The organism is Salegentibacter sp. 24 (assembly GCF_004362395.1).
GTDB lineage: Bacteria > Bacteroidota > Bacteroidia > Flavobacteriales > Flavobacteriaceae > Salegentibacter.
On sequence record NZ_SNWE01000026.1, the window covers coordinates 11,367 to 32,462 of the forward strand.

Consider the following 21,096-nt stretch of genomic DNA (forward strand, 5'->3'; position numbering starts at 1 on the left):
TAATCATTAGAATTTTTTAATTAATATTCGGGCTTCTAGCTTGAGGTATTCCCGGTAGGCTTAATTCTTTCTGATGATCACCTTTTTCGCATAATCTCCGGCACTGGTGTATACCTTAACAATATAAACCGCCGAACTTAAAGATTTTTTCTGGGGAATATGGATTTCCTTAATGTCGGGGATGCCAAAATGTTGATCTACCAGCTGGCCCGCAATATTGTAAATATTGATATGATCGATTTTATGAAGTTCAGGATTACTAATGATAAATTCACTGTTTTCAAGGGAATAAATATAATCGATCGGGCCTTCTCCTGGTTCTTTGTCTTCTCTTGCAGTAGTAACGTCATCAAAAACAATTTCATATAGATCCTGGTATTCTCCCACGGGCAGGCTTGCTTTATATGCTTCTTTCCTTAAATCGTGATACGTACTATCCCTTTTGTCAAGTAAATAGATATCGGTGATATCAGGAAGGTTTTCAAGGGCTCCGATGCCTATTGTGAATTCTTTTTCTTCAGAGATTTTAAGGCCTATTGGAAAATTTTGATCGAGATTAAAATGGGGAGCGCCCTGGATCACGAATTTCCCTTTTTGAATTAACCAGTACATATCCTCTGATAAATCATCCATTAATGGGGCGTCGTATCCTAAGTCAAAGCCTTTAGTAGTATTGGCATCGGCCGTTACCAGGATCTGGCGTAAATACCCCTGAGGGGATGTGAAATTCAGTCTTATCTTGTACCTGGTATCTTTAGTGCCCACCGTTTTCTGTTTTTTGCTGGGATAAATAGGTTTAAGAAAATAAGAGTCGTCTGGATCGGTTTCAGTAACAAAAGCACGCTGGGCGTTGTTAAATACTACTTCTCCTCCCGGAATGCTTATGCCGTTTTTTAAAGATTCATCCAGGACCGTATTGATGAAGAATCCCTGCCCAACAGGTACAAACTGTCCCGGCCTTTTGGAGCTACTGGCATTATTGTCATTTATTCGCTCATCACTGGAGGTTGCGGAAGCCACAGTTCCTGCAAGGTTTATAGTCGCATAGCCCCCTACATATTCTCTTAAAATATGGGTGTTTTCCTCTCCAAAGTGATCCCAGAAATATAAGGCTCCATTAAATATATTCCGAGTATTAGTGGCGCCTGAGACATCTGCCGAATTTAGATTATCTAAAATAAATTGCTTTGCATCCAGGGCCGAGGGGTATGGGTTCCCGGTTAAACGGTTTTGGTTTGCTCCAATACTTAAGCCATCAACAGGGCCATTATTAGGCAATCCCCTAAATACATAGTTTTGTCGTGTTGCAATAGGTACAGCCCCGGAAGTTCCTTTCATAGTGAATCCATCCCCGGTATTAAGCTGGCCGTTTTCCCCTATCCATTTCCATTCTCCATATACATTGGCAGTGCCAAAGAATTTAAAGAGCCAGTACCCACTTATCCTTTTGGCTCCTGTATTATAATCATAATTATCAGCATAGGTGTGGTCGTATCCAAAGGAGATATCTCCCGGAGCATTCGAATTGCTTCCGTCTTTGAGCAGGCCCCGAATACTTCCTCCGGCATTTGAAGCCCCACTGCTAACCGGGAAGCTCCAGTAATTATAGTTAAAACTGTTTGCCGTACCCTGCTGGTCCCGTTCCAGGTATCCTGAACTGGCTGGATCAACGATACTTCCTACATCCTGTAATAACTGGGATTCGCCGGTAAGGTCGATGATTCCGTTTAAAAGAAGGTAGTGACTAATGCTTAAAAACTGCCCGGTATTGCTTTGGTTATGGCTTCCTGATGGATTGAATATATCCAGCGTTCCGCTTTGGGAAAGCAAACCTAGGACCCTGATATTTTTATTTCCGGAATTAATATCATGAGCGGTCCTTACGATATTCCATTCAATGGCCTCTCCGTTAATGCCGGTACTATTTGGAAAATCCCATACTATAGGTTCGGTCCAGGTGGTTCTGGTTTCCCATTCTCCGCTCGCTACGGAGGTATAGGGCAGGGGCGCTGTGTTTTCCTGGAAAGTTTCTATATTTACCAGTCTTCCTGCAATAGCTGTGTTGGAAAGATCAGGGGTTGTTCCGCCAGAGAGCAGATCAGGGTCGGCAAGAAGTTGGTAATAGCCCTGAAGCTTATCAAAACTTAAACCGCCAGGTACATCCATAGGGATTTGCATTCCCATCTGAGTGCCGTTATTGTAGAGACGCTGGTTCATCATAAACCTTATTTGTTCTACAGTTATTGTGGTATTCCAAATTCGAACCTCTTCTATCCACCCGGTAAAATAGTTTTCAGCACTGGCATTTTCATTATTCCAGCGCGCACCGATTAAAGCTCTTTCACCACTATTGACCATGGGCAAACTACCGATGTCAATTCCATCTACGTAAAGCGTGTTATTAGAAACAGCAATATGATACCAACGTGTGTTCACGTTTATATTCCCAGGTAGGTCCTCCACATTGATTTCAAAAGAAGGTCCGCTAATAATGGTACCGCTTGAAGCCTCTGGTCGAACCCAGGCTTCCAGACTATAGTTGCCGGTATAGGTTTTTCCCAGGTCAACGTAATCATCAACACCATCGAAATCAAGAGCCTGGCAGTTTCTAATGCTTACGGGTATTTCAACTACTGATGCTGCGCAAGGGTTATCAGGTTGTCCCGATACATTTTTTGGGGTTATGGTCCAAAGCAATACATAATCTCCCTGGGTATCTGAACTAAAGATGGCTCCCGGTTTGGAAGGATCGTCAAAATAGGCATTGGATTCGGTTTCAGTCATGCCTTGAACAGTCCAACGCGCGGTAAAAGTATCATCGGGTGTAAATTCAGTTATTTCACCGTTGCCATCCTGCCCGGTCTGATAAGCAGAAATTACCTTTGCAGTTAGCTGGATGGCATTGTTCCCGCAAGCCGTACTTTGTCCTTCAGCTATAGCTGCCTCTGTAGTAAAGCTATCATAGGCAAAGACTTCCACTATTTCTGTTCCTTCTTCACCAAAACTTCTACAGCCGTTAATGTAGGAGGTCACACTATAGTAATTAATCCCTGGTGTTAGCGGGGTGACCGTAGCAGTTTCGGTAGTGCTTATTACTTCCCCTGTTTGTTCATCAACCCATTCCATGCGCTCGTCTACCGGTGCGTCAGGAATAGTCACATTATCAATTGCCCACGAACTATTGGTAGTTCCTTGGTAAACAAAACGAATTCTGAGATTACTTAGGCCCAGGTAGTTTGTAAGATCGATATCCATTTCGGTAGCCGAACTATTATGGAAATTCTGATGAGGCGTTAATTCTCCTGGTTCGCGTTGTTCCCATAAAACCTTAGAATAATTGGTTCCTCCGTCGGTGGATATTTCTACATAAATTTCAGCATCCCCAACCAACTTGTAGGAATGGCTGAATTCTAAAGAACCATCTGCTATGCCGATTAAATTGAAAACGGGGGTCTCCATAATACTGTTGTAATTCCCGTTGCTGATGGCGAATTTATTGTCAGAAGTATAATTGACCCCGGAATAAGTCCCTCCATTGGTGGCACTTAATCTAAAACCGGTCTCTTTGGTATTGCTACCCCCTGAGTTCAGGCAATTCCCACAACCATCGGCCAACCAGCCTTCCGGATTTGCATTATTAAAAGTGCCTCCGCTGGCAAGATCTCGCCCGGTGGCAAAACTGCTTTCTGAAAATAGTTCCACATCTTCCCCTAAACAAACCACAGCTGGCCTGGCTTCCACCGGACTTGGTTTCTGGTTTGGAATTACACTTATTATCGCCACGGCAGACGCCGCCTCGGAACAACTGCCGCTTTTAACAATAGCCCTGTATAACCGGGTTTCAGTGATCCCTTCGTAACCCTGAATATTGGGGGTTGCATCCAGCGCAATAGGGATCCAGTTTATTCCCGAATCGGAACTGTATTCCCAGCGTATAACATCTCCTGTGGCCCCTACCAGCTCTAAGGGGGTAATAGAGGCCTCATCTGCCTGGTGGCAGACCAATAGGGTTTTATTTGTAGTTCCCTGCACGAATACTTCACCTCCCACGCTGATAGGATCTACGCTAATGGTCGCTGCCTCTGATTCTACCGCCTCACATATGCCATTTTTTACAACCGCGCGATATGCTGTTGTGGCGGTAATATCAGTATAGGTTAACGAGGTCGTTGTGTTATCGATAACAAGCTCGGTTGCCCAGTTGTCGGTCGAAGATTCCCAGCGCAGGATTTCTCCCTTGTGATCCGTTAAATTCAGGGTACCAGTATTACTGCCCTGGCATACATTAGTGCTGCCAGAGACTGTGCCCCCTAAACTTTGCTCATCAACTTCAATGGTGATTTCAGAGGTATTGCTACACTGATTTCCATCAGTCCCTGTAACATAATATGTTGTAGTAGCTTCCGGGGATACGCTCAAGGAGGAACCGGAGCCCAGTGTCTCTGAATCTGTGTTCCAGGTGTATGTTAAGGCTCCATTCCCTGTCAATTCTATACTGCTACTAAGGCAAATTACCGGATTATCTTCATCAGATAAGACTATGGATTCATCAATGCTTATGGTCACTTGTGGTAATTCGTTAATGGTAACGGTAATTGGTGCACGGTCACTTTCACAACCAAAACCATCATTAGGGGTTTGGCTTACCCAATACGTTGTTTTCCCTGGATTTTCTGTATTGGGAATTGGAGCAGAAACCAAAGCCTCACCATCCTGGGAATCATACCAGGTTAAGGATGCATCTGTTGTCACGCTTGCTGAAAGCTCCTGGGCAGTCTGCCCCGAACAATAGGAAATATCTTCCACTCCTGGCAATCCCGGTTTCTCCTTAACAATCACTTTGACCTCGGCACGTGCACTTTCACAATTATCAGGAGTCTGGGAAACCCAGTAGGAGGTCTGACCAAAATTCTGGGTATCTGCAACAGGTACTGATTCCAGGGCTTGCTCGGCATCAATGCTTGAATACCATTTAAGGTTTGTACCAGAGACAACGCTAAGTGCTGCGGGAGTGTCGAATTGACAATAAATGATATCCTCTGTAACAGGTGGACTGGGATTGTCGTTAACGCTTAAAACAAAAGTTCTGGAATCTGCCTCCGGACAGGTAAAACTGCTCGACCCGGAAATTTTTGCCGCATAATTGCCATCATGGTTTAGCGCTACATTAGCAATATTTAATACACTGGTATAAACCCCATTGGTTTGGGTAGTGGTAACAGAGGTCTGGGCATCACTGATTACCGCTCCATCCTTAAACCACTCAAATACCAATTCGGACCCGTTGGCAGCGGCGCTTATATTAAAACTAACCCCCTGGCTTCCCTGGGAGACACACAGGGTTTTATCCTCTGATTGTGCTGTAATTTGAATATCTTCATCAACATTCAGGCTTACCTCATCGGAAATTACCGGTGCACAGGACTCAGCCCCACTAACTTCTACATAATAGCGCCCTGCATTGGTAGCGGTAGCCTGGTTTATAATTAAATCTTTAGAAGTTGCTCCCTCCAGGGGCTGATTATCTTTATACCATTGATAGCTGAGCTGATCTCCCGTTGCTACCACGTTAAATTCGGCGTATTCTGTGGAACAAACTCCCGTGTTAGAAGGCTGGGTGGTAATGACAGGTGCCTTGTGCACCGTAATAGATATTTCATCATATAGCACTGCGCAAGAGCCAGCAGGGTCATTTGAAGCTAACCTGAGAACAACAGTTTCGCTTAAATTGCCGGCAGCGGTATAAGTCACAGTTTCAGGAGTTGCAGTTTGTGAGCTAAGACTCAAGCTTCCCCCGCCTGAAATTATTTCCCAGGCAGCTGTGCTGGCACCGCCGCTAAGATTTGCACCTGAAAGCTCGATCGTTCCTCCTGAGCACACATTTAAATCTTCACCGGCTTCAATTTCAACAGCCGGATCAATAGCAATACTTATATCATCTGAGATGGCCCCACATTCCCCGGTTGGGTCATCGGAGGTAAAAGTTAATATAACATTCCCTGAATTTACGTCGGTTTCACTTGGCGTGTAAATAGTATTAAGAGCATTGGGATTTGAAAAAGAGCCGCCAGTGGCACTGGACCAAACGCCGGTATTTGTTCCCCCGCTTACTGTTGCCAGAAGGTTTGCAGTGGTGTCGGAACAAATTGAAAAATCCTCCCCGGCATCTACAAGTACTTCAGGTTCTATAGTTAATTCCATAGCGTCACTGGTAGCCTCGCATGGGCCATCGGGATCGTTACTGGTGAATGTTATTGTTGCAATGCCATTGGATTTATCATTTTCCCCGGGTGTATATGTCGCTGATGTGGAATTTACCGTATCAAAACTTCCATCCCCGGAAGTGCTCCAGGATCCTGATGTTGCACCGCCGCCAATAGTGGCTGTTAAATCGGCCGTACCATTGGAACAAATGGTTTTATCTTCTGCTACATCTACTGTGGGAAGTTCGTTTACGCTAATAATTACACGGTCAGTAGCATCGGGAGTACAGGGCCCACTGGAGGTCAGGATTAGCTCAATTTCCCCCGTAGTATTTGGGGTAAAGGTAGGGTTTAGGGAATTTGGATCTGAAAAGCTTCCTCCGGTCGAGGACCAAACGACATTATCAGCACTTCCGCCCATGGTACCCGATAGATCAATCGTTTCACCCTGGCAAATGGGACTGTATTCTCCTGCATCGGCAGTTGCATCCTGGTAGAAATAGATCGTCATTTCATCCCTACCGGCCTGGCAGGCTCCTTTTGGAGTGTCTGTTGATAAAATAAGGGTTACAGATCCATTTTGTTTTTGTGCACTAGTAGGAGTGAAGGTGGTGCTGAGCGCGGCGACATTACCAAAACTTCCCGTCCCGTCGGAGGTGGACCATCGGGGATTTAATTTACTGTTTCCGCTATTTCCGGGACCACCCCCAAAATTCACCTGGCCTGCAATAGGTATGGAATTTACATCTTTACAAAGATTGAGGTCTTCTCCTGCGTTTGTTTCCACGAAATCGTCTACAGCGACTACCAATTCTGAAACCAGGCTTGATCCACAGATATTTTCAGCTGTTACCTTCATAATCAAATCCCCTGTAGCGGAGTTGTTTCCGGCTGTAGCTACTATTTTATGCGTACCCTGTCCGGAGGTAATTGACCATCCAGATGGGGGAACCCAGTTATAGGTGATATTAGGATCGTTTGCATTGGTCACCTGGTATGTTAATCCTGTGGCCACGGGACAAACGGCAATTGGACCGGCTAAGTCTAAAGGCTTGGACGGCACATTGGAAAGCACCTCTACGGGTATGCTATTACTTGTTGCAGTAGCCGGTTGGGCACAATTATCGGTTGGAATTACTTTGGCCCACACCTCTTGACCATCGGACAGGTTCGAAACAGAAAATATATTGTTCGTGGAGGGGGTACCCTGGGAAAAACCATTTATAAACCATTCATAGGTTGGGTTGGCACCGGCATCAAGTGCGGTAGCTGTAAAAGTTACCCCAGTGCCTGCACAAATTAAAGTCTTCGAGGCACTAATGCTCACCTCCGGGTTAAGAATGGGCTTAACCTCCATGGTGAGAAGTTCGCTTGTGGCCGGGTTGGCAGCTTCGTCCACACATTCGATATTAGAGGTCATCACTACCGAAATTCGGTCCCCGTTGCTCAAGGAACTAGTGGTGAAAGCACTACTATTGGTACCGGCATTATTACCATTTACCTTCCACTGGTAGGAGGGAGAGGTGCCACCATTAGTTGGTGTGGCATCAAAGGTAACCGCCTCGCCCTGGCAAATACTTTGCTCAGGATTATCCCTGGCCTGGATACTTACCCCGGGTGTGATTAAGGGGTTTACAATTATACTTATCACATTGCTACTTGCCGGATTTACAGCAGCATCAACACACTGGGCATTGGAGGTCATTTCCAGGCTTACCTGGTCATTATTGCTAAGATTTGTCGTCGTAAAGACGGTATTATTGGAACCGGCATTTACACCGTTAACCTTCCATTGGAAATTAGGATTGCTTCCCTCATTTATCAGGTTTATCGCTTCAAAACGTATTTCTTCTCCCTGGCATATTTCGGAGTCGGAAACCTGTATTTCCACCCCAGGTGCAAGTAAATCGTTTACGGTAATTGAAATCTGGTTACTGGTCACTGTACTTGGTTGGGCACAGGTAGCATTTGATAGCATTTGGGCGCTTACCACATCATTATTGCTAAGGCCTGAAGTTGAGAAAGTGTTATTTGAGGATGCTGCGCCCTGCGAAGCTCCATTGATAAACCACTGATAACTGGGACTGGTCCCGCCATTGGTATTTGTAGCCGAAAAAGTTACTGCCTCGCCCTGGCAGATCGTGCTGGTGGAGGCAGAAATTGATACAGTGGGGGTGCTCAAGTCATTCACAGTAACTGTAATAACATTACTGTTGGCAGTTATTTTTGGATCACAATCTGAAACTACACTGGCACTTACTTTATCTCCATTGGAAAGGGAGGAGGTGGTAAAAACAAGGCCGCTTTGCCCATTGGCATTTCCGTTTATTTTCCAAACAATAGCGGGGTTTGTACCGGCATTGTTAAGGGCTGCAGTAAAGCTTATTTCTTCATTCTTACAAAAGGTAGTCGGATCTGAAGTTGAGATGGAAATCGATGTTGATTGGTTTTCACCAGGGCATTGTCCAAAGACCAGGGCAGGCATTAGAAACAAGAAAATAAAAAGATAGCATATTGAAAGTAATTTTTTTCCCATAATTATAGTTGCTTAAAAAAGGAATTAAGTAGGGATATGTAGTCAAATGGCTCGAGAGGGTAAGTCTCTGGGGAAGGGACACTTAACGATTAAAAATACTACTTTTATGGATTGATTTGTTGGAAAGTCGTTAAAGCGAATCTTTATTCGATTAAAGTCTTCTTTTGGGATTTTTCCTACAAAATTATTGTAAGATTCTTAGATTCAATATACTAAGTCGTAGGTCCCTGGTGGGCAAGAAGGGGGTAAATAAAAAAAACCGCAGCTTTCACTACGGTTTTCAGTTTGGGGTATATCGTTATAAAATTACTCTCCCAAAAATGGGTATCTGTAATCTTTAGCGGGTACAAAGGTTTCTTTGATGAGTCTCACTGAGGCCCATCTAAGAAGGTTCATTTTAGAACCAGCCTTATCGTTAGTACCACTGGAGCGGGCACCACCAAAGGGTTGTTGTCCCACTACAGCTCCTGTAGGTTTATCATTTATATAGAAGTTACCTGCAGCGTTCTGGAGTACATCAGTCGCTACTGCAGCCATATAACGATCTCCAGAGAAAACTCCTCCTGTAAGTCCGTAAATACTGGTATTATCTACAGTCTTAAGAAGATCTCTCCATTTTTCTTCGCTGTAATTTTTATCGTCATACACGTAAATTGTTACCACAGGCCCGAATAATTCGGTTTCCATAGTCGTGTAATGAGGATCTGAGGTTAAAATAACGGTGGGTTCGATAAAGTAACCTTTAGACTTGTCATAATTTCCTCCAATGACAACTTCGGCATCTTTATCCTTTTTAGCCCTGTCAATATAACCGGCAAGTTTATCGAAAGCCCCTTCGTGGATCACTGCATTGATAAAATTGGTCATATCCTCAGGAGATCCCATTTTAAAGGAGTCTAAATCGGTTTGTACAAATTCCTTGATCTCGGGCCAAAGGCTTTTGGGAAGATAAACCCTGGAAGCCGCACTACATTTTTGTCCCTGGTATTCAAAGGCGCCACGTGAAATTGCCGTAGCTACTTCTTTAGGGTTGGAAGTTGGGTGGGCAACGATGAAGTCCTTACCTCCTGTTTCCCCGACAATTCTTGGATAGGTTTTGTATTTATTGATATTGGCACCAATTTTACCCCAAATTCCTTTAAATACGTTTGTACTTCCGGTAAAATGGATTCCGGCAAAATCAGGGCTGTCCAGTACCGTGTTGGTGATCATTTCAGGATCTCCCATCACCATATTGATTACCCCATCAGGTAAACCAGCTTCTTTAAAAACTTCCATAATTACCTGTGCAGAAAAGATCTGGCTGTCACTGGGTTTCCAAACGGCAACATTACCCATAAGGGCAGCACTGGAAGGAAGGTTACCAGAAATCGCGGTAAAGTTAAATGGCGTAATTGCGTATACGAAACCTTCTAATGGCCGGTACTCAACGCGGTTCCAGTTTCCATCTGAAGATTCTGGCTGCTCATTGTACATATCTGACATATATTCTACGTTAAAACGCAGAAAGTCACATAGCTCACAAGCTGAATCAATTTCTGCCTGGTATATGTTTTTAGACTGCCCGATCATCGTGGCAGCATTTATTCTGGATCGGTATGGACCTGCAATAAGATCGGCTGCCTTTAAAAAAACCGCAGCGCGTTGTTCCCATTCCAGTTTAGCCCATTTTTCCCTGGCTTTTAAGGCTTCATCGATTGCCTGGGTGACATGTTTTTTCTTTGCAAGATGATAAGTTCCTACTTTATGCTGGTGATCGTGAGGAGGACGAATATCTGCTGTATCACCGGTTTTTATCTCCTGAGATCCAATATAAAGAGGTACTTCCATATTGGAGTTATATAAATCTTTATAAGTGAGTAAAACTTCTTCCCTTTCCGGAGTTCCCGGCGCATAAGATTTTACTGGCTCGTTAACCGCCTGTGGAACGTGAAAAAATCCTTTTCCCATAGTTATTCTGTATTTTTTTGGTTTTTAAATTATTGCGAGCATAAAGGTAAAAAAATTAGGCTATTTTGAATCCTTTTGAAAGCGCATTCACTAAAGCTTAACTATTTTTGTAAATTCAGCCTTATTATTAAGAAAATTTTATGTGCACCATAAGTCTCACGCCTGTTCTGGGGAATTCCAATGGATTTATATTAACATCTAACCGGGATGAGGCCAGTCAAAGACAAACCTTTCCGCCTGATTTTAAACTCGTAAATGGCACCAGACTGCTTTTTCCCGAAGATGCAGTGGCCGGGGGAAGCTGGATCGGGCTTAGTGAAAAGAAAAGGGTTTTATGCTTGATGAATGGGGGTTTTATAGCTCACAAACGCAGGGAAAATTACCGTAAAAGTAGGGGTGTTGTTTTAAAAGACTGGCTGGTGGCCGATACTATCAAAAGCGAAATTGAAAATTATAATCTGGATAATATTGAACCCTTCACTCTTATTATCGCAGACTGGTCATCCGGTTTATTTTTTGCCGAATTTGTCTGGGACGGGGAAGTAAAGCACTTTAAGGAATTACCACCTGAGCCCCACATCTGGTCTTCATCTCCTTTATATACCTCGGCGATGAAAAAGTTGCGGGAAAAATGGTTTTCTGAGTTAAAGCATAAAAAAAGTCTTTCCGCTGAAAATTTATGGGAATTTCATCATAAGGCTGGACAAGGGGATAAGGAGGTCGATTTAATTATCGATCGTGGGTTTTTAAAGACCAAAAGTATTTCCCAGGTGGAATTCTTAGCCGGTAAATTAAAATTTATATATGAGGATCTTGAGAAAGGTAAAATCACCCGGACCGAATTCCCGGCTTCCTTAATTTAAGGCAAAAGGAGCGCTTAATTTAAAAGTAGGAATTTTGACTCTGAACTTTCGGGTAGAGCTAAAACTAACCATATTGTAATAACCGCTCATAGAACCAAAAGGTGAACTTAACAAACAGCCGCTTTGGTAGTTATGTGATTCCCCGGGTTTTAAAACCGGCTTCTGACCAATTACCCCTTCCCCCTGTACAATTTCAGTATGGTTTAAAGCATCCTTGATTTTCCAAAAACGGGAGGTTAACTGCACGGAATCGTTGCTTTGGTTCTCTATGGTGATATAGTAAGAGAAGGCAAAACGAGAGCCCAGGTGCTTTAGGAAAGTACCTTCAAAATTGGTTTTTACCGAAATTTTTATGCCTCGAGTAACTTGTTGAATCATATATTAGTAAATGGCGAAAGACGCTAAAATAGAAATTATTGCAGCGACTCCTGCTAAAATAAAAAATATAAAGTTTAAGAGTATAAACTTTACAATCGTTTTAACACGTCGCTGTGCGTAAAATCCTCGTAATGCTTTGTACAAATAAAAGGCGAATAAAAAAATAAAAGCGGTAAAGGCCCAGTTTCCCGGAAGTATATAATCCAGCAATAGTGCCAGGCCCAGGAGAATAAAAAAGGTGGTTTGCACGTGAAAAGTAAAAATCAAATGCTCCATATAATTAAATGGTCTTCTTAAGTAAAGCAACCAGATAAATAATGCGAATACCGGTAAATAGAAAAAGATAATAAAAGGTAGTTTATTGATGAAATAATTTAAAAATATCCCAGGATTTTCTTTTAAGGTATTCCAGTCTACCGCCTTTTTATAGAGCCAGTGGTTATAAGCGCTTTGGCGATGAGATAGGCTGTCCATTGCAGTCTCGGCATTTTTGATGGTGGTTTCCTTGTAAAACCTTGAATAAATATTGAATTTTTTACTCCCGGCATCCAGGTAACTCATCGTGTCAAGTTCCTGGGTAGGAACGTAGAATTCACGGTAAGAGCGCTTTGCGCTTAGCTGTTGATTTATGATCAAAGAATCAAGGTTGATTTCCCCGCCGCCCGGGCCTTGCAAAACATTTGGCTGGACCAGGCTATCCTGGTTTAAGGCCTCGATGGCCTCTTCATCTACTATGGGTTCTACGTTTTCAAATGAATTTCCGAAGCCCCAGATTATAAAGAATATAATGGAGGCGCTTAAATAAAACTTAAACGGGTTGGCATACCGCATTCTTTTCCCCTGGATATAATCTTTGGAAATTTTGCCTGGTGCAAAGAGCAATACCCTCAGGGTACGATGGAACCTGGAATCATATGCGAAAATTCCTGAGAAAAATTCTGAAAAGAAATCGTCGAACTTTAATTTTTTTACGCTGTTGAGTTGCCCGCAGCTGGGACAGTATGCATCACTTTTATCCAGCGGAAACTCACAGTTCAGGCATTTTGTGCCCCTGTATTTGAGATCAAATCTACTGCCTGCCATTTGTATAAGGAGTTGGTTAGCCTTTTAGTTAGTGATCGTGGTGGAATTTGCGGTTCCAAAGCCAATTAATCGGTCATACCTGGCGCCAATAGCCCTGTAATAAACCAAAACATCGTAGGAGTTTTCGGTTTCGTCAAAATTTCCGCTGAAGAAACCTTCATCGATGGTTCCGTCAGGACGTTTGAGTACATACTTGTAATTATAGTATCCCTGTTTGAAAAGCCTTGCGCCTTCATAAAGATCAGAGGCCTCATTATAGTTAAGTTTTGTCGTTTCATCTAATGCGAAATTATTGAAGGTACCATAAATATGTACTTCCCCGCCGTTTAACTGGGAATAATTAAATAGTTTGAAATGTACCCAGACATATTCGGCTTCTATTGTGGGGTTCTGCGCAGATAAACTGTTTATTAGAAATTTCCCGTTTATATCAGGATTGTAGGTATAGGGCTGGTTTGCGCGGGTTGGATCCGGAAATAGGTAGTGATGATACAGATCTGTAAGAGAAACCGAGCTAATGTCTACGGTGGTGGCCCTGAGTTCTTTATTGTCGAACTGCAGATACTCGTTGCCCCCCCAAAATGCGGCCTCAGAATCATAACGGTAGATTAATTCATTAGCAATGGTATACTGGGGCTGAAGATTTTTAATGGCGGTTCTTAGATTTTGGTTTTGCATAACCAGGACCTTCACGGTTTTGTTGGGGTTTTTAAGCAATAGATCGGGCGAATCCACGGTAAAGTTCACGACTTGCTTTTCATCGATATACTCCAGGTCCCTGGAACGTCTTATATTGATCTTTACCTGGGCAATATTTTCGTAAACCATAAATTTTCTGGAGAAAACCAGTTCTTCATTTCCATTGAAGATATTAATCATATAGTTCCCGCTAACTTTAAAACCACCGGTATCCTCGTTTGGGATCTGAAGCTCATAATGGGAAAAAGGCTGAAGGGTATTGTAAGAATTTTTGTAATTAAAGAGCCTGATGTCATCAAAACCAATCAGAAATTCAGATTTTACAAGCTTAGTAGGGGTCCAGTCGTAATTATAATGTTCTATGGTATAATAGTAATCGGCCTCGTCACCAATAATATCATCAAATTTTAAAATTAAAGGCTCGCCTAATTGTAAAACAGGATTCACGTTGGTGTTTTGGGAAACTCCGGAGAGCTGAATGCTTCTGATATAATTCGGGGGACGTTTTTCCTTTGCAACCTGAGCTGCCAGTTTAATTGATAAAATTGATAGCAGGAAGATTAAAAAATAGTGTTTCATTGAAATAAATTATATACAAATGTAATTACAAATCTTATTCCGCAATTTTTAACATTTCATTTTAACAGTTTTAGATGCTTAAAAATGTTTGATTTGTTGGGAGAAGTGCGGTTAAAATTCATAAATTTGCACGACTCAAAACAAAAAAATTAACATACACTCCATCCTATGTCAAAAGACATTCGAATTAAAAGAGGATTATCTCTAAAATTAGAAGGGGAGGCGGAAAAGGAGCTGGTAAAGGCTCCAAGGTCTAAAACCTACGCAATCAAACCGCCGGATTTTCACGCATTGGTACCTAAAATGGTCATAAAAGAAGGAGCTAAAGTCCTTGCCGGTGATGAACTTTTCTTTTCAAAATACACTGATGAATTACGTTTTACCAGCCCTGTAAGTGGCACCCTTAAGATGATTAAGCGCGGTGAAAAACGTAAAATCATGGAAGTGATTATAGAGGCCGATCCAGAAGATGCTTACAAAGATTTTGGTAAAATGGACGCCGCTGGTGCTGAAGCAGAAGCGGTTAAGCAACGCATTTTAGAAAGTGGTTGTGGTGCCTTTATCAACCAGCGACCTTACGACATTGTAGCTGATCCTAAAGATACGCCAAAAGCGATCTTTATTTCTGCGGTAAGTACGGCGCCTCTTGCTCCGGACTGGGGTTTTATTCTAAAGGAAAAGCAGGCTGCTTTCCAGGAAGGAATAAATGCACTTAAAAAGCTTACTCCCGGAGAAGTACACCTGTCAGTAGATGCGAGCTCCGCACAATACCTAAAGGATATTAAAGGAGTTGAGCTTCATCATGTAAAGGGACCACACCCTGCTGGAAATGTTGGTGTTCAAATCCATAAGATTGATCCTATAAACCAGGGAGATCGCGTTTGGACAGTAAACCCTGAGGATGTGACCATTATTGGTAATCTTTTCCTTACCGGGAATTATATAGCCGACAAAACCGTTGCGGTAACAGGAAGTGAGGCTAAGGATCGCAAGTATTTCTCAACTAAGATTGGAGCGGAGATCGCAGATCTTGTCCATAAAGTGGATGATGATGTTCGAATCGTCTCCGGAAATGTGCTTACGGGGCTTAAGGTCGCCTACGACCAGCACGTAAGTTTCTTTTCCAACGAAGTAACCCTTCTTCCGGAAGGGAATAACTATAGAGCCTTTGGTTGGTTGCCATTTACTTATAATAATATTCACTCCAACTCAAGAACTTCCTTGTCCTTCTTATTTCCAAACAGGAAATTTAAACCTACTACCAATTTAAACGGTGAAGAGCGAGCCCTTGTGGTTACCGGTGAGATGGAAGAGGTTTTACCTATGGATATCTACCCAATGCAGCTGATTAAAGCCTGTATGGCCGGTGATATTGAGAAGATGGAGAATCTAGGGATCTATGAAGTAGCTCCAGAAGATTTTGCTTTGGTAGAATATGTGAATACATCTAAAATTGAAATTCAGGATGTTATTCGCCTTGGTTTGGATTTAATGATTACTGAAGTAGGTTAAAAAGCAGTAGAATTATGGAATGGATTAGACAAAGATTAGATAAAATAAAAGAGCCCTTTGCACCGGGGAAAAAATTTGAAAAGTATGCCCCTGCGGTAAACGCTATAGATACTTTCTTATTTACTCCGAATCACACCACGCAAAAAGGAGCTCATATTCGTGACGCGGTAGATTTAAAGCGTACGATGATCACAGTAGTACTGGCCCTTATTCCGGCTTTGATTTTTGGAATGTGGAATACCGGGTACCAGTATTTTGTTCAACTGGGTGAAGCTTTTACCTTTTGGGATGCTATTGGTCACGGAGCCTTGAAGATTATCCCTATGATCGTGGTTTCTTACGCGGTCGGATTGGGGATTGAATTTGCTTTTGCGATCTTCAGGGGACACGAGGTAAATGAAGGCTACCTGGTGACAGGATTGCTGATACCGATGATCATGCCGGTTGGTCTTCCACTTTGGATGCTTGCTTTATCGGTAGTATTTGCAGTGCTTGTTGGAAAAGAAGCTTTTGGGGGTACGGGAATGAATATTCTAAACCCCGCGCTTACAGCAAGGGCATTTGCGTTTTTTGCCTATCCTACCTATATGTCCGGAAACCAGGTTTGGGTTAGTGAAGCAAGTAATGTCGATGCGATTTCCGGGGAGACAATTCTTGGTTCACTGGCAGCAGGAGAATCTGTAGACTACAGTTCTATGAATATGTTCTTTGGAGTTATTCCCGGATCTATAGCAGAAACCTCTACACTATTTATTCTCCTTGGAGCTTTACTTTTGGTACTGACCAAGGTTGGAAGCTGGAGGATCATGCTTAGTGCATTTATGGGTGCAGCAGCAATGGCACTTATTTTTAACGCTTTACCTGCAATGGGACTGACCGGGAACGCACTGACCAATTTTGAATGGTATCGTCACCTTATTGTTGGTGGTCTTGCTTTTGGAATTGTATTTATGGCGACGGATCCCGTTTCTGCATCGCAAACCATGAAAGGAAAATGGATCTACGGATTTCTAATAGGTTTCTTTTCAATTATGATCAGGGTGTTTAACCCGGCTTATCCTGAAGGGGTAATGCTTGCGATCTTGCTTATGAACGTATTTGCGCCAACCATCGATCACTACGTGATCCAGGCTAATATTAAGCGTAGAAAGAAAAGAATTAAATCCGCACCTACCCAGGTGAAAACAGCAGTTTAGTTATGGAAGAGAAATCAGTAAATAAAACAAATAGTAACGGGTATACGTTTCTTTTTGCGGTGATTTTGGTGTTAGTGGTAGCTTCAGTATTGGCATTTACCGCGACCTCACTTCAGCCTATTCAAAGAGAGAACATGCGCCAGGAGAAAATGCAGAGTATTCTTGCCACCATCGGGGTAGAAACCGACAGGGCGGGCGCTCAGGAACTTTATAGCAAGTATATTTCTAAAGAAATCACCCTTAACGAAAACGGCGAGGTGGTGGAAAGCAGGAATGCCTTTGATGTGGACCTGGCTAAAGAACTTAAAAAACCCGTAGAAGATCAGGTGTTCCCATTATATATAGCCGATTATGATGGTGAGAAGTATTACATAGTTCCGCTTCGTGGAAACGGTTTATGGAATGCTATTTTTGGGTATATCTCCCTGAAAGATGATATTAACACCATTAAGGGGGCTACATTTGGTCACCTGGGAGAAACGCCAGGACTTGGTGCAGAGATCACTAAAAACTGGTTTAGAAAAAGATTTGAAGAAGAAAAAATCTTTGATAGTAATGGTAATTTGGTAGGAGTATCTGTTGTAAAAGGAGATATAGATCCTTCTGACAAAGACGATAATAAGGTAGATGCAATTTCAGGAGCTACAATTACCGGAGACGGGGTTTCTGATATGATTTCTGAAAGACTTAAACGTTATCTGCCTTACTTCGAAAAGCAAACGGAAATTAAAGTTGCAACAAAGTAATTATGGCTACAGAGAAAAATAATATTTCACAAGAGAAAGAAGCCAAAAAGAAAGAGATGATCCTTTTTCTATCTAGTTCAGAAGAAAAAGAACATTTCCTTTCTAAAGGCAATAGAAAATTATTGTCAGATCCCCTGAACGATAATAACCCGATCACCGTACAGGTACTGGGGATATGTTCGGCTCTGGCAATTACCGTACAGTTGGAACCGGCCATTGTAATGGCTCTGGCCGTTACAGCGGTTATGGCTTTTAGTAATATGATCATTTCGATGATGCGTAACCTGATTCCAAGTAGAATCAGGATTATCGTTCAACTGGTGGTGGTTGCTTCCCTGGTGGTTTTAGTGGACCAGATCCTTAAAGCTTATGCCTATGATGTAAGTAAACAGCTTTCGGTATTTATTGGACTGATTATTACCAACTGTATTGTAATGGGACGTTTAGAGGCCTTTGCACTTGGCAACGGGGTCTATAAATCTTTCCTGGATGGAATTGGTAATGCGGCCGGTTATGGTTTAATTCTTATCATCGTGGCATTTTTCCGTGAGCTTTTGGGTTCCGGAAAATTATTCGGATTTGAAGTCTTGGGACATCAGGGTGCCACTTTGGCGGAGTCTACAGGCTTGTATGCCCTGGGCTATGTAAATAACGGTTTGATGTTACTCTCCCCGATGGCGCTGATTGTAGTTGGTTTGCTTATTTGGGTGCAACGTGCCAGGAACCGTAAACTGATCGAAGAGAACTAAAAGCACAACAGCTTAAATAAAATTAAATTATGGAATTAATAAATTTATTTGTTAGAAGTATTTTCATAGAAAATATGATTTTTGCCTACTTCTTGGGAATGTGTTCCTACTTAGCAGTGTCAAAAACCGTTAAAACAGCTGTTGGACTGGGTGCTGCGGTAATTTTTGTACTTGCCATTACAGTGCCTATTAACTACTTGCTGGATACTTACTTATTAAGACCCGGAGCCTTGCAATGGCTAGGGGCAGAGTATGCAGATATTGATCTTAGCTTTTTAAGCTTTATCATGTTTATCGCGGTGATTGCTTCTATGGTACAATTAGTAGAGATGATCGTTGAAAAGTTTGCTCCGGCCCTGTATGGTGCCCTGGGTATATTCTTACCGCTGATCGCTGTAAACTGTGCTATTCTTGGAGGATCACTTTTTATGCAACAAAAGGATTTTGGAACCATTACAGAGGCGATAACTTACGGCTTTGGTAGTGGAATTGGATGGTTCCTTGCAATATTGGGGATTGCTGCTATTCGTGAAAAAATAGCGTATTCAAACGTTCCTGCCCCCTTAAAAGGTTTAGGAATAACATTTATTATTACCGGACTTATGGCCTTAGGCTTTATGAGTTTTATGGGAATTAAATTATAATCGCAAAAGAAAGATTATGACAGTTATTATAGCAAGTGTAGTTGTATTTTTAGCATTGATCCTCATACTGGTTGCCGTTTTGCTGGGAGCAAAGGCAAAACTAGCTCCTTCAGGACCGGTTACCATTAATGTCAATGGGGAAAGAGATATGGAAGTTGGTTCCGGTGGAACCCTGCTTTCAACCCTGGGTGACAATAAATTGTTTTTACCATCTGCCTGTGGTGGTGGTGGAACCTGCATACAGTGTAAATGTATCGTAGAGAAGGGTGGTGGTGCCATTCTTCCTACAGAGGAACCTCACTTTACCCGTAAGGAAATTGCACAAGGCTGGCGCCTGGGTTGCCAGGTGAAGGTAAAAGAGGATATGAAAATCACCATTCCGGAAGAGATTTTTGGAATTAAGAAATGGGAGGCCACTGTGGTAAGAAATTACAACGTAGCTTCATTTATCAAGGAATTTGTTGTGCAAATTCCTGAAGATATGGATTATAAAGCCGGAGGCTATATCCAGATCGAGATACCTAAGTGTGAAATTAAGTTCAGTGATATGGATATTACTGCGCACCCTGAAGAGCATGATACTCCTGATAAATTTAAAGACGAATGGGACAAGTTTAAACTTTGGCCATTGATCATGAAAAATCCCGAGACCGTGGAGAGAGCATATTCTATGGCCTCCTACCCGGCTGAAGGACGAGAGATTATGTTGAACGTTCGTATTGCTACTCCCCCATGGGACAGGGCAAAAGATGGTTGGATGGATGTAAACCCCGGTATTGCTTCTTCTTATATTTTCTCACGTAAAGAAGGAGATAAGGTAATTATTTCAGGTCCTTATGGAGAATTTTTCATCAACCACAGTGAATCGGAAATGCTTTACGTTGGTGGTGGAGCAGGAATGGCACCGATGCGTTCTCACCTTTACCATTTGTTCCGTACCCTGAAAACAGGTAGAAAAGTGACCTACTGGTATGGTGGTCGTTCAAAAAGAGAGTTGTTTTATATAGAGCACTTTAGAGCTTTGGAGAGAGATTTCCCTAATTTTAAATTCTACTTAGCGCTCTCAGAACCAATGGAGGAAGATAACTGGAAAGTGAAAGAGAGCCTTGATGATGAGGGAGACGGATTCGTTGGGTTTATTCACCAGGTAGTAATTGATAATTATTTAAGTCATCACGAGGAGCCGGAGGATATTGAATTATATTTCTGTGGACCACCACTAATGAACAAAGCAGTTCAAAAAATGGGTGAAGACTTTGGAATGCCGCCCGAAAACATCAGGTTTGATGACTTTGGAGGTTAATAAAAATAAAATCCCGCTTGTTATGGCGGGATTTTTTATTTTATACTAACTGATCAAATATTTCTTGTGTTCAAAGAAAGCCTGTTCTAACAAGGGGAAGAATGATGCAAGGCCAAGTAGGTCACCCTTAGCTTTGGGTTGCAAGCCACAACATTTTCTAGGTCAGTTTTAAGTATAATATTCACTAGTTATGACATAATGTAGGTAAAGGGTGAAGGATAATAAATGCGTTAATATTTACAATCTTCAGCTTACTTGATTATTTTTGCACTATGGCGAAATTAAACGATCAGGAATTGCATAACCTTGCAATGAATATTGTAGGGGAGGAGCTTGAAAAACAGGGCTATGAATTTCTAGGGGTCAACAGCGAGCTTAAGAAAGACCCACAGTTTGTGGCCTTAAAGGACAAAAAACTCCATTTTGTCATTGTACGCGCCATCGAGTACCCACATAATCCTAAAGATTATGATATGACTTTTTTAAGGTCCATTAAAGACCATGCCCTTAAATTCAAAGCGCGTACTTTTTATGCAGGGGTAGGACTGGCCAATTCTACTGATTATGAAAAGCCGGTAATGCATGGCCAGCAATACGTGGTGAATTATGAAGGCTGGCAGGAAATTTAAATTTACCTGGAAGGAAATGCCTTTGA

The 21,096-nt window shown here is 42.3% G+C and carries 13 protein-coding genes; 8 read left to right on the forward strand and 5 right to left on the reverse strand.

From position 1 onward, the window contains the following. Positions 1-60: 60 nt before the first annotated feature. Both DET49_RS15630 and pruA read right to left on the reverse strand, forming a co-directional pair. A complete protein-coding gene (locus tag DET49_RS15630) occupies positions 61-8,739 on the reverse strand; it encodes a LamG-like jellyroll fold domain-containing protein (RefSeq protein WP_133549373.1) in 8,679 nt (2,892 codons plus the stop codon). A gap of 306 nt (positions 8,740-9,045) precedes the next feature. Beyond that, entirely contained in the window at positions 9,046-10,689 is a 1,644-nt protein-coding gene (gene pruA / locus DET49_RS15635) for an L-glutamate gamma-semialdehyde dehydrogenase (protein ID WP_133549375.1), read from the reverse strand. 140 nt (positions 10,690-10,829) lie between these two features. On the opposite strand from pruA, the gene DET49_RS15640 reads away from it, so the two are divergent. Beyond that, complete coding sequence (locus tag DET49_RS15640; protein WP_133549377.1) at positions 10,830-11,552, forward strand: NRDE family protein; 723 nt, start codon at positions 10,830-10,832, stop codon at positions 11,550-11,552. Here DET49_RS15640 and apaG read toward each other — a convergent pair. Genes apaG through DET49_RS15655 form a run of 3 tightly spaced genes read right to left on the reverse strand, consistent with a single transcriptional unit; the run spans position 11,544 to position 14,291 of the window. Next, entirely contained in the window at positions 11,544-11,930 is a 387-nt protein-coding gene (gene apaG / locus DET49_RS15645; RefSeq protein ID WP_133549379.1) for a Co2+/Mg2+ efflux protein ApaG, read from the reverse strand. The two genes, DET49_RS15640 and apaG, sit on opposite strands and share 9 nt — an antisense overlap. A 3-nt stretch (positions 11,931-11,933) precedes the next feature. Continuing rightward, positions 11,934-13,013: a DUF3667 domain-containing protein gene (locus tag DET49_RS15650; protein ID WP_133549381.1), complete on the reverse strand. Its 1,080-nt coding sequence runs from the start codon at positions 13,011-13,013 to the stop codon at positions 11,934-11,936. Positions 13,014-13,037: 24 nt separating this feature from the next. Next, positions 13,038-14,291, reverse strand: coding sequence for a DUF5103 domain-containing protein (locus DET49_RS15655; protein ID WP_133549383.1), 1,254 nt, complete (start codon positions 14,289-14,291; stop codon positions 13,038-13,040). 168 nt (positions 14,292-14,459) lie between these two features. Here DET49_RS15655 and DET49_RS15660 point away from each other — a divergent pair, with 168 nt between their 5' ends. From DET49_RS15660 to DET49_RS15690, 7 genes are all read left to right on the forward strand, one after another. Beyond that, positions 14,460-15,803 (forward strand): Na(+)-translocating NADH-quinone reductase subunit A, encoded by a 1,344-nt coding sequence (locus DET49_RS15660; protein ID WP_133549385.1) that lies wholly within the window; start codon positions 14,460-14,462, stop codon positions 15,801-15,803. Positions 15,804-15,817: 14 nt separating this feature from the next. Further along, positions 15,818-16,999, forward strand: a complete 1,182-nt coding sequence (locus DET49_RS15665; RefSeq protein ID WP_133549387.1) for an NADH:ubiquinone reductase (Na(+)-transporting) subunit B — start codon at positions 15,818-15,820, stop codon at positions 16,997-16,999. 2 nt (positions 17,000-17,001) lie between these two features. Next, positions 17,002-17,745, forward strand: a complete 744-nt coding sequence (locus DET49_RS15670; protein ID WP_133549389.1) for a Na(+)-translocating NADH-quinone reductase subunit C — start codon at positions 17,002-17,004, stop codon at positions 17,743-17,745. A 2-nt stretch (positions 17,746-17,747) separates the two neighbouring features. After that, entirely contained in the window at positions 17,748-18,494 is a 747-nt protein-coding gene (locus tag DET49_RS15675; protein ID WP_133549391.1) for an NADH:ubiquinone reductase (Na(+)-transporting) subunit D, read from the forward strand. A 29-nt stretch (positions 18,495-18,523) separates the two neighbouring features. Further along, complete coding sequence (gene nqrE / locus DET49_RS15680; protein ID WP_133549393.1) at positions 18,524-19,138, forward strand: NADH:ubiquinone reductase (Na(+)-transporting) subunit E; 615 nt, start codon at positions 18,524-18,526, stop codon at positions 19,136-19,138. 16 nt (positions 19,139-19,154) lie between these two features. Continuing rightward, positions 19,155-20,441, forward strand: coding sequence for an NADH:ubiquinone reductase (Na(+)-transporting) subunit F (gene nqrF, locus DET49_RS15685; protein WP_133549395.1), 1,287 nt, complete (start codon positions 19,155-19,157; stop codon positions 20,439-20,441). Between the two features lie 272 nt (positions 20,442-20,713). After that, positions 20,714-21,070 (forward strand): Na(+)-translocating NADH-quinone reductase subunit F, encoded by a 357-nt coding sequence (locus tag DET49_RS15690; protein ID WP_133549397.1) that lies wholly within the window; start codon positions 20,714-20,716, stop codon positions 21,068-21,070. The last annotated feature ends 26 nt before the right edge of the window (positions 21,071-21,096 follow it).

Coding starts and splice junctions, on each gene's coding strand:
- DET49_RS15670 (WP_133549389.1), top strand. CDS start 17,002: ATGGAAGAGAAATCAGTAAATAAAACAAATAGTAACGGGTATACGTTT.
- apaG (WP_133549379.1), bottom strand. CDS start 11,930: ATGATTCAACAAGTTACTCGAGGCATAAAAATTTCGGTAAAAACCAAT.
- DET49_RS15665 (WP_133549387.1), top strand. CDS start 15,818: ATGGAATGGATTAGACAAAGATTAGATAAAATAAAAGAGCCCTTTGCA.
- DET49_RS15675 (WP_133549391.1), top strand. CDS start 17,748: ATGGCTACAGAGAAAAATAATATTTCACAAGAGAAAGAAGCCAAAAAG.
- DET49_RS15690 (WP_133549397.1), top strand. CDS start 20,714: ATGGCGAAATTAAACGATCAGGAATTGCATAACCTTGCAATGAATATT.
- DET49_RS15630 (WP_133549373.1), bottom strand. CDS start 8,739: ATGGGAAAAAAATTACTTTCAATATGCTATCTTTTTATTTTCTTGTTT.
- DET49_RS15655 (WP_133549383.1), bottom strand. CDS start 14,291: ATGAAACACTATTTTTTAATCTTCCTGCTATCAATTTTATCAATTAAA.
- pruA (WP_133549375.1), bottom strand. CDS start 10,689: ATGGGAAAAGGATTTTTTCACGTTCCACAGGCGGTTAACGAGCCAGTA.
- DET49_RS15640 (WP_133549377.1), top strand. CDS start 10,830: ATGTGCACCATAAGTCTCACGCCTGTTCTGGGGAATTCCAATGGATTT.
- nqrE (WP_133549393.1), top strand. CDS start 18,524: ATGGAATTAATAAATTTATTTGTTAGAAGTATTTTCATAGAAAATATG.
- nqrF (WP_133549395.1), top strand. CDS start 19,155: ATGACAGTTATTATAGCAAGTGTAGTTGTATTTTTAGCATTGATCCTC.
- DET49_RS15660 (WP_133549385.1), top strand. CDS start 14,460: ATGTCAAAAGACATTCGAATTAAAAGAGGATTATCTCTAAAATTAGAA.
- DET49_RS15650 (WP_133549381.1), bottom strand. CDS start 13,013: ATGGCAGGCAGTAGATTTGATCTCAAATACAGGGGCACAAAATGCCTG.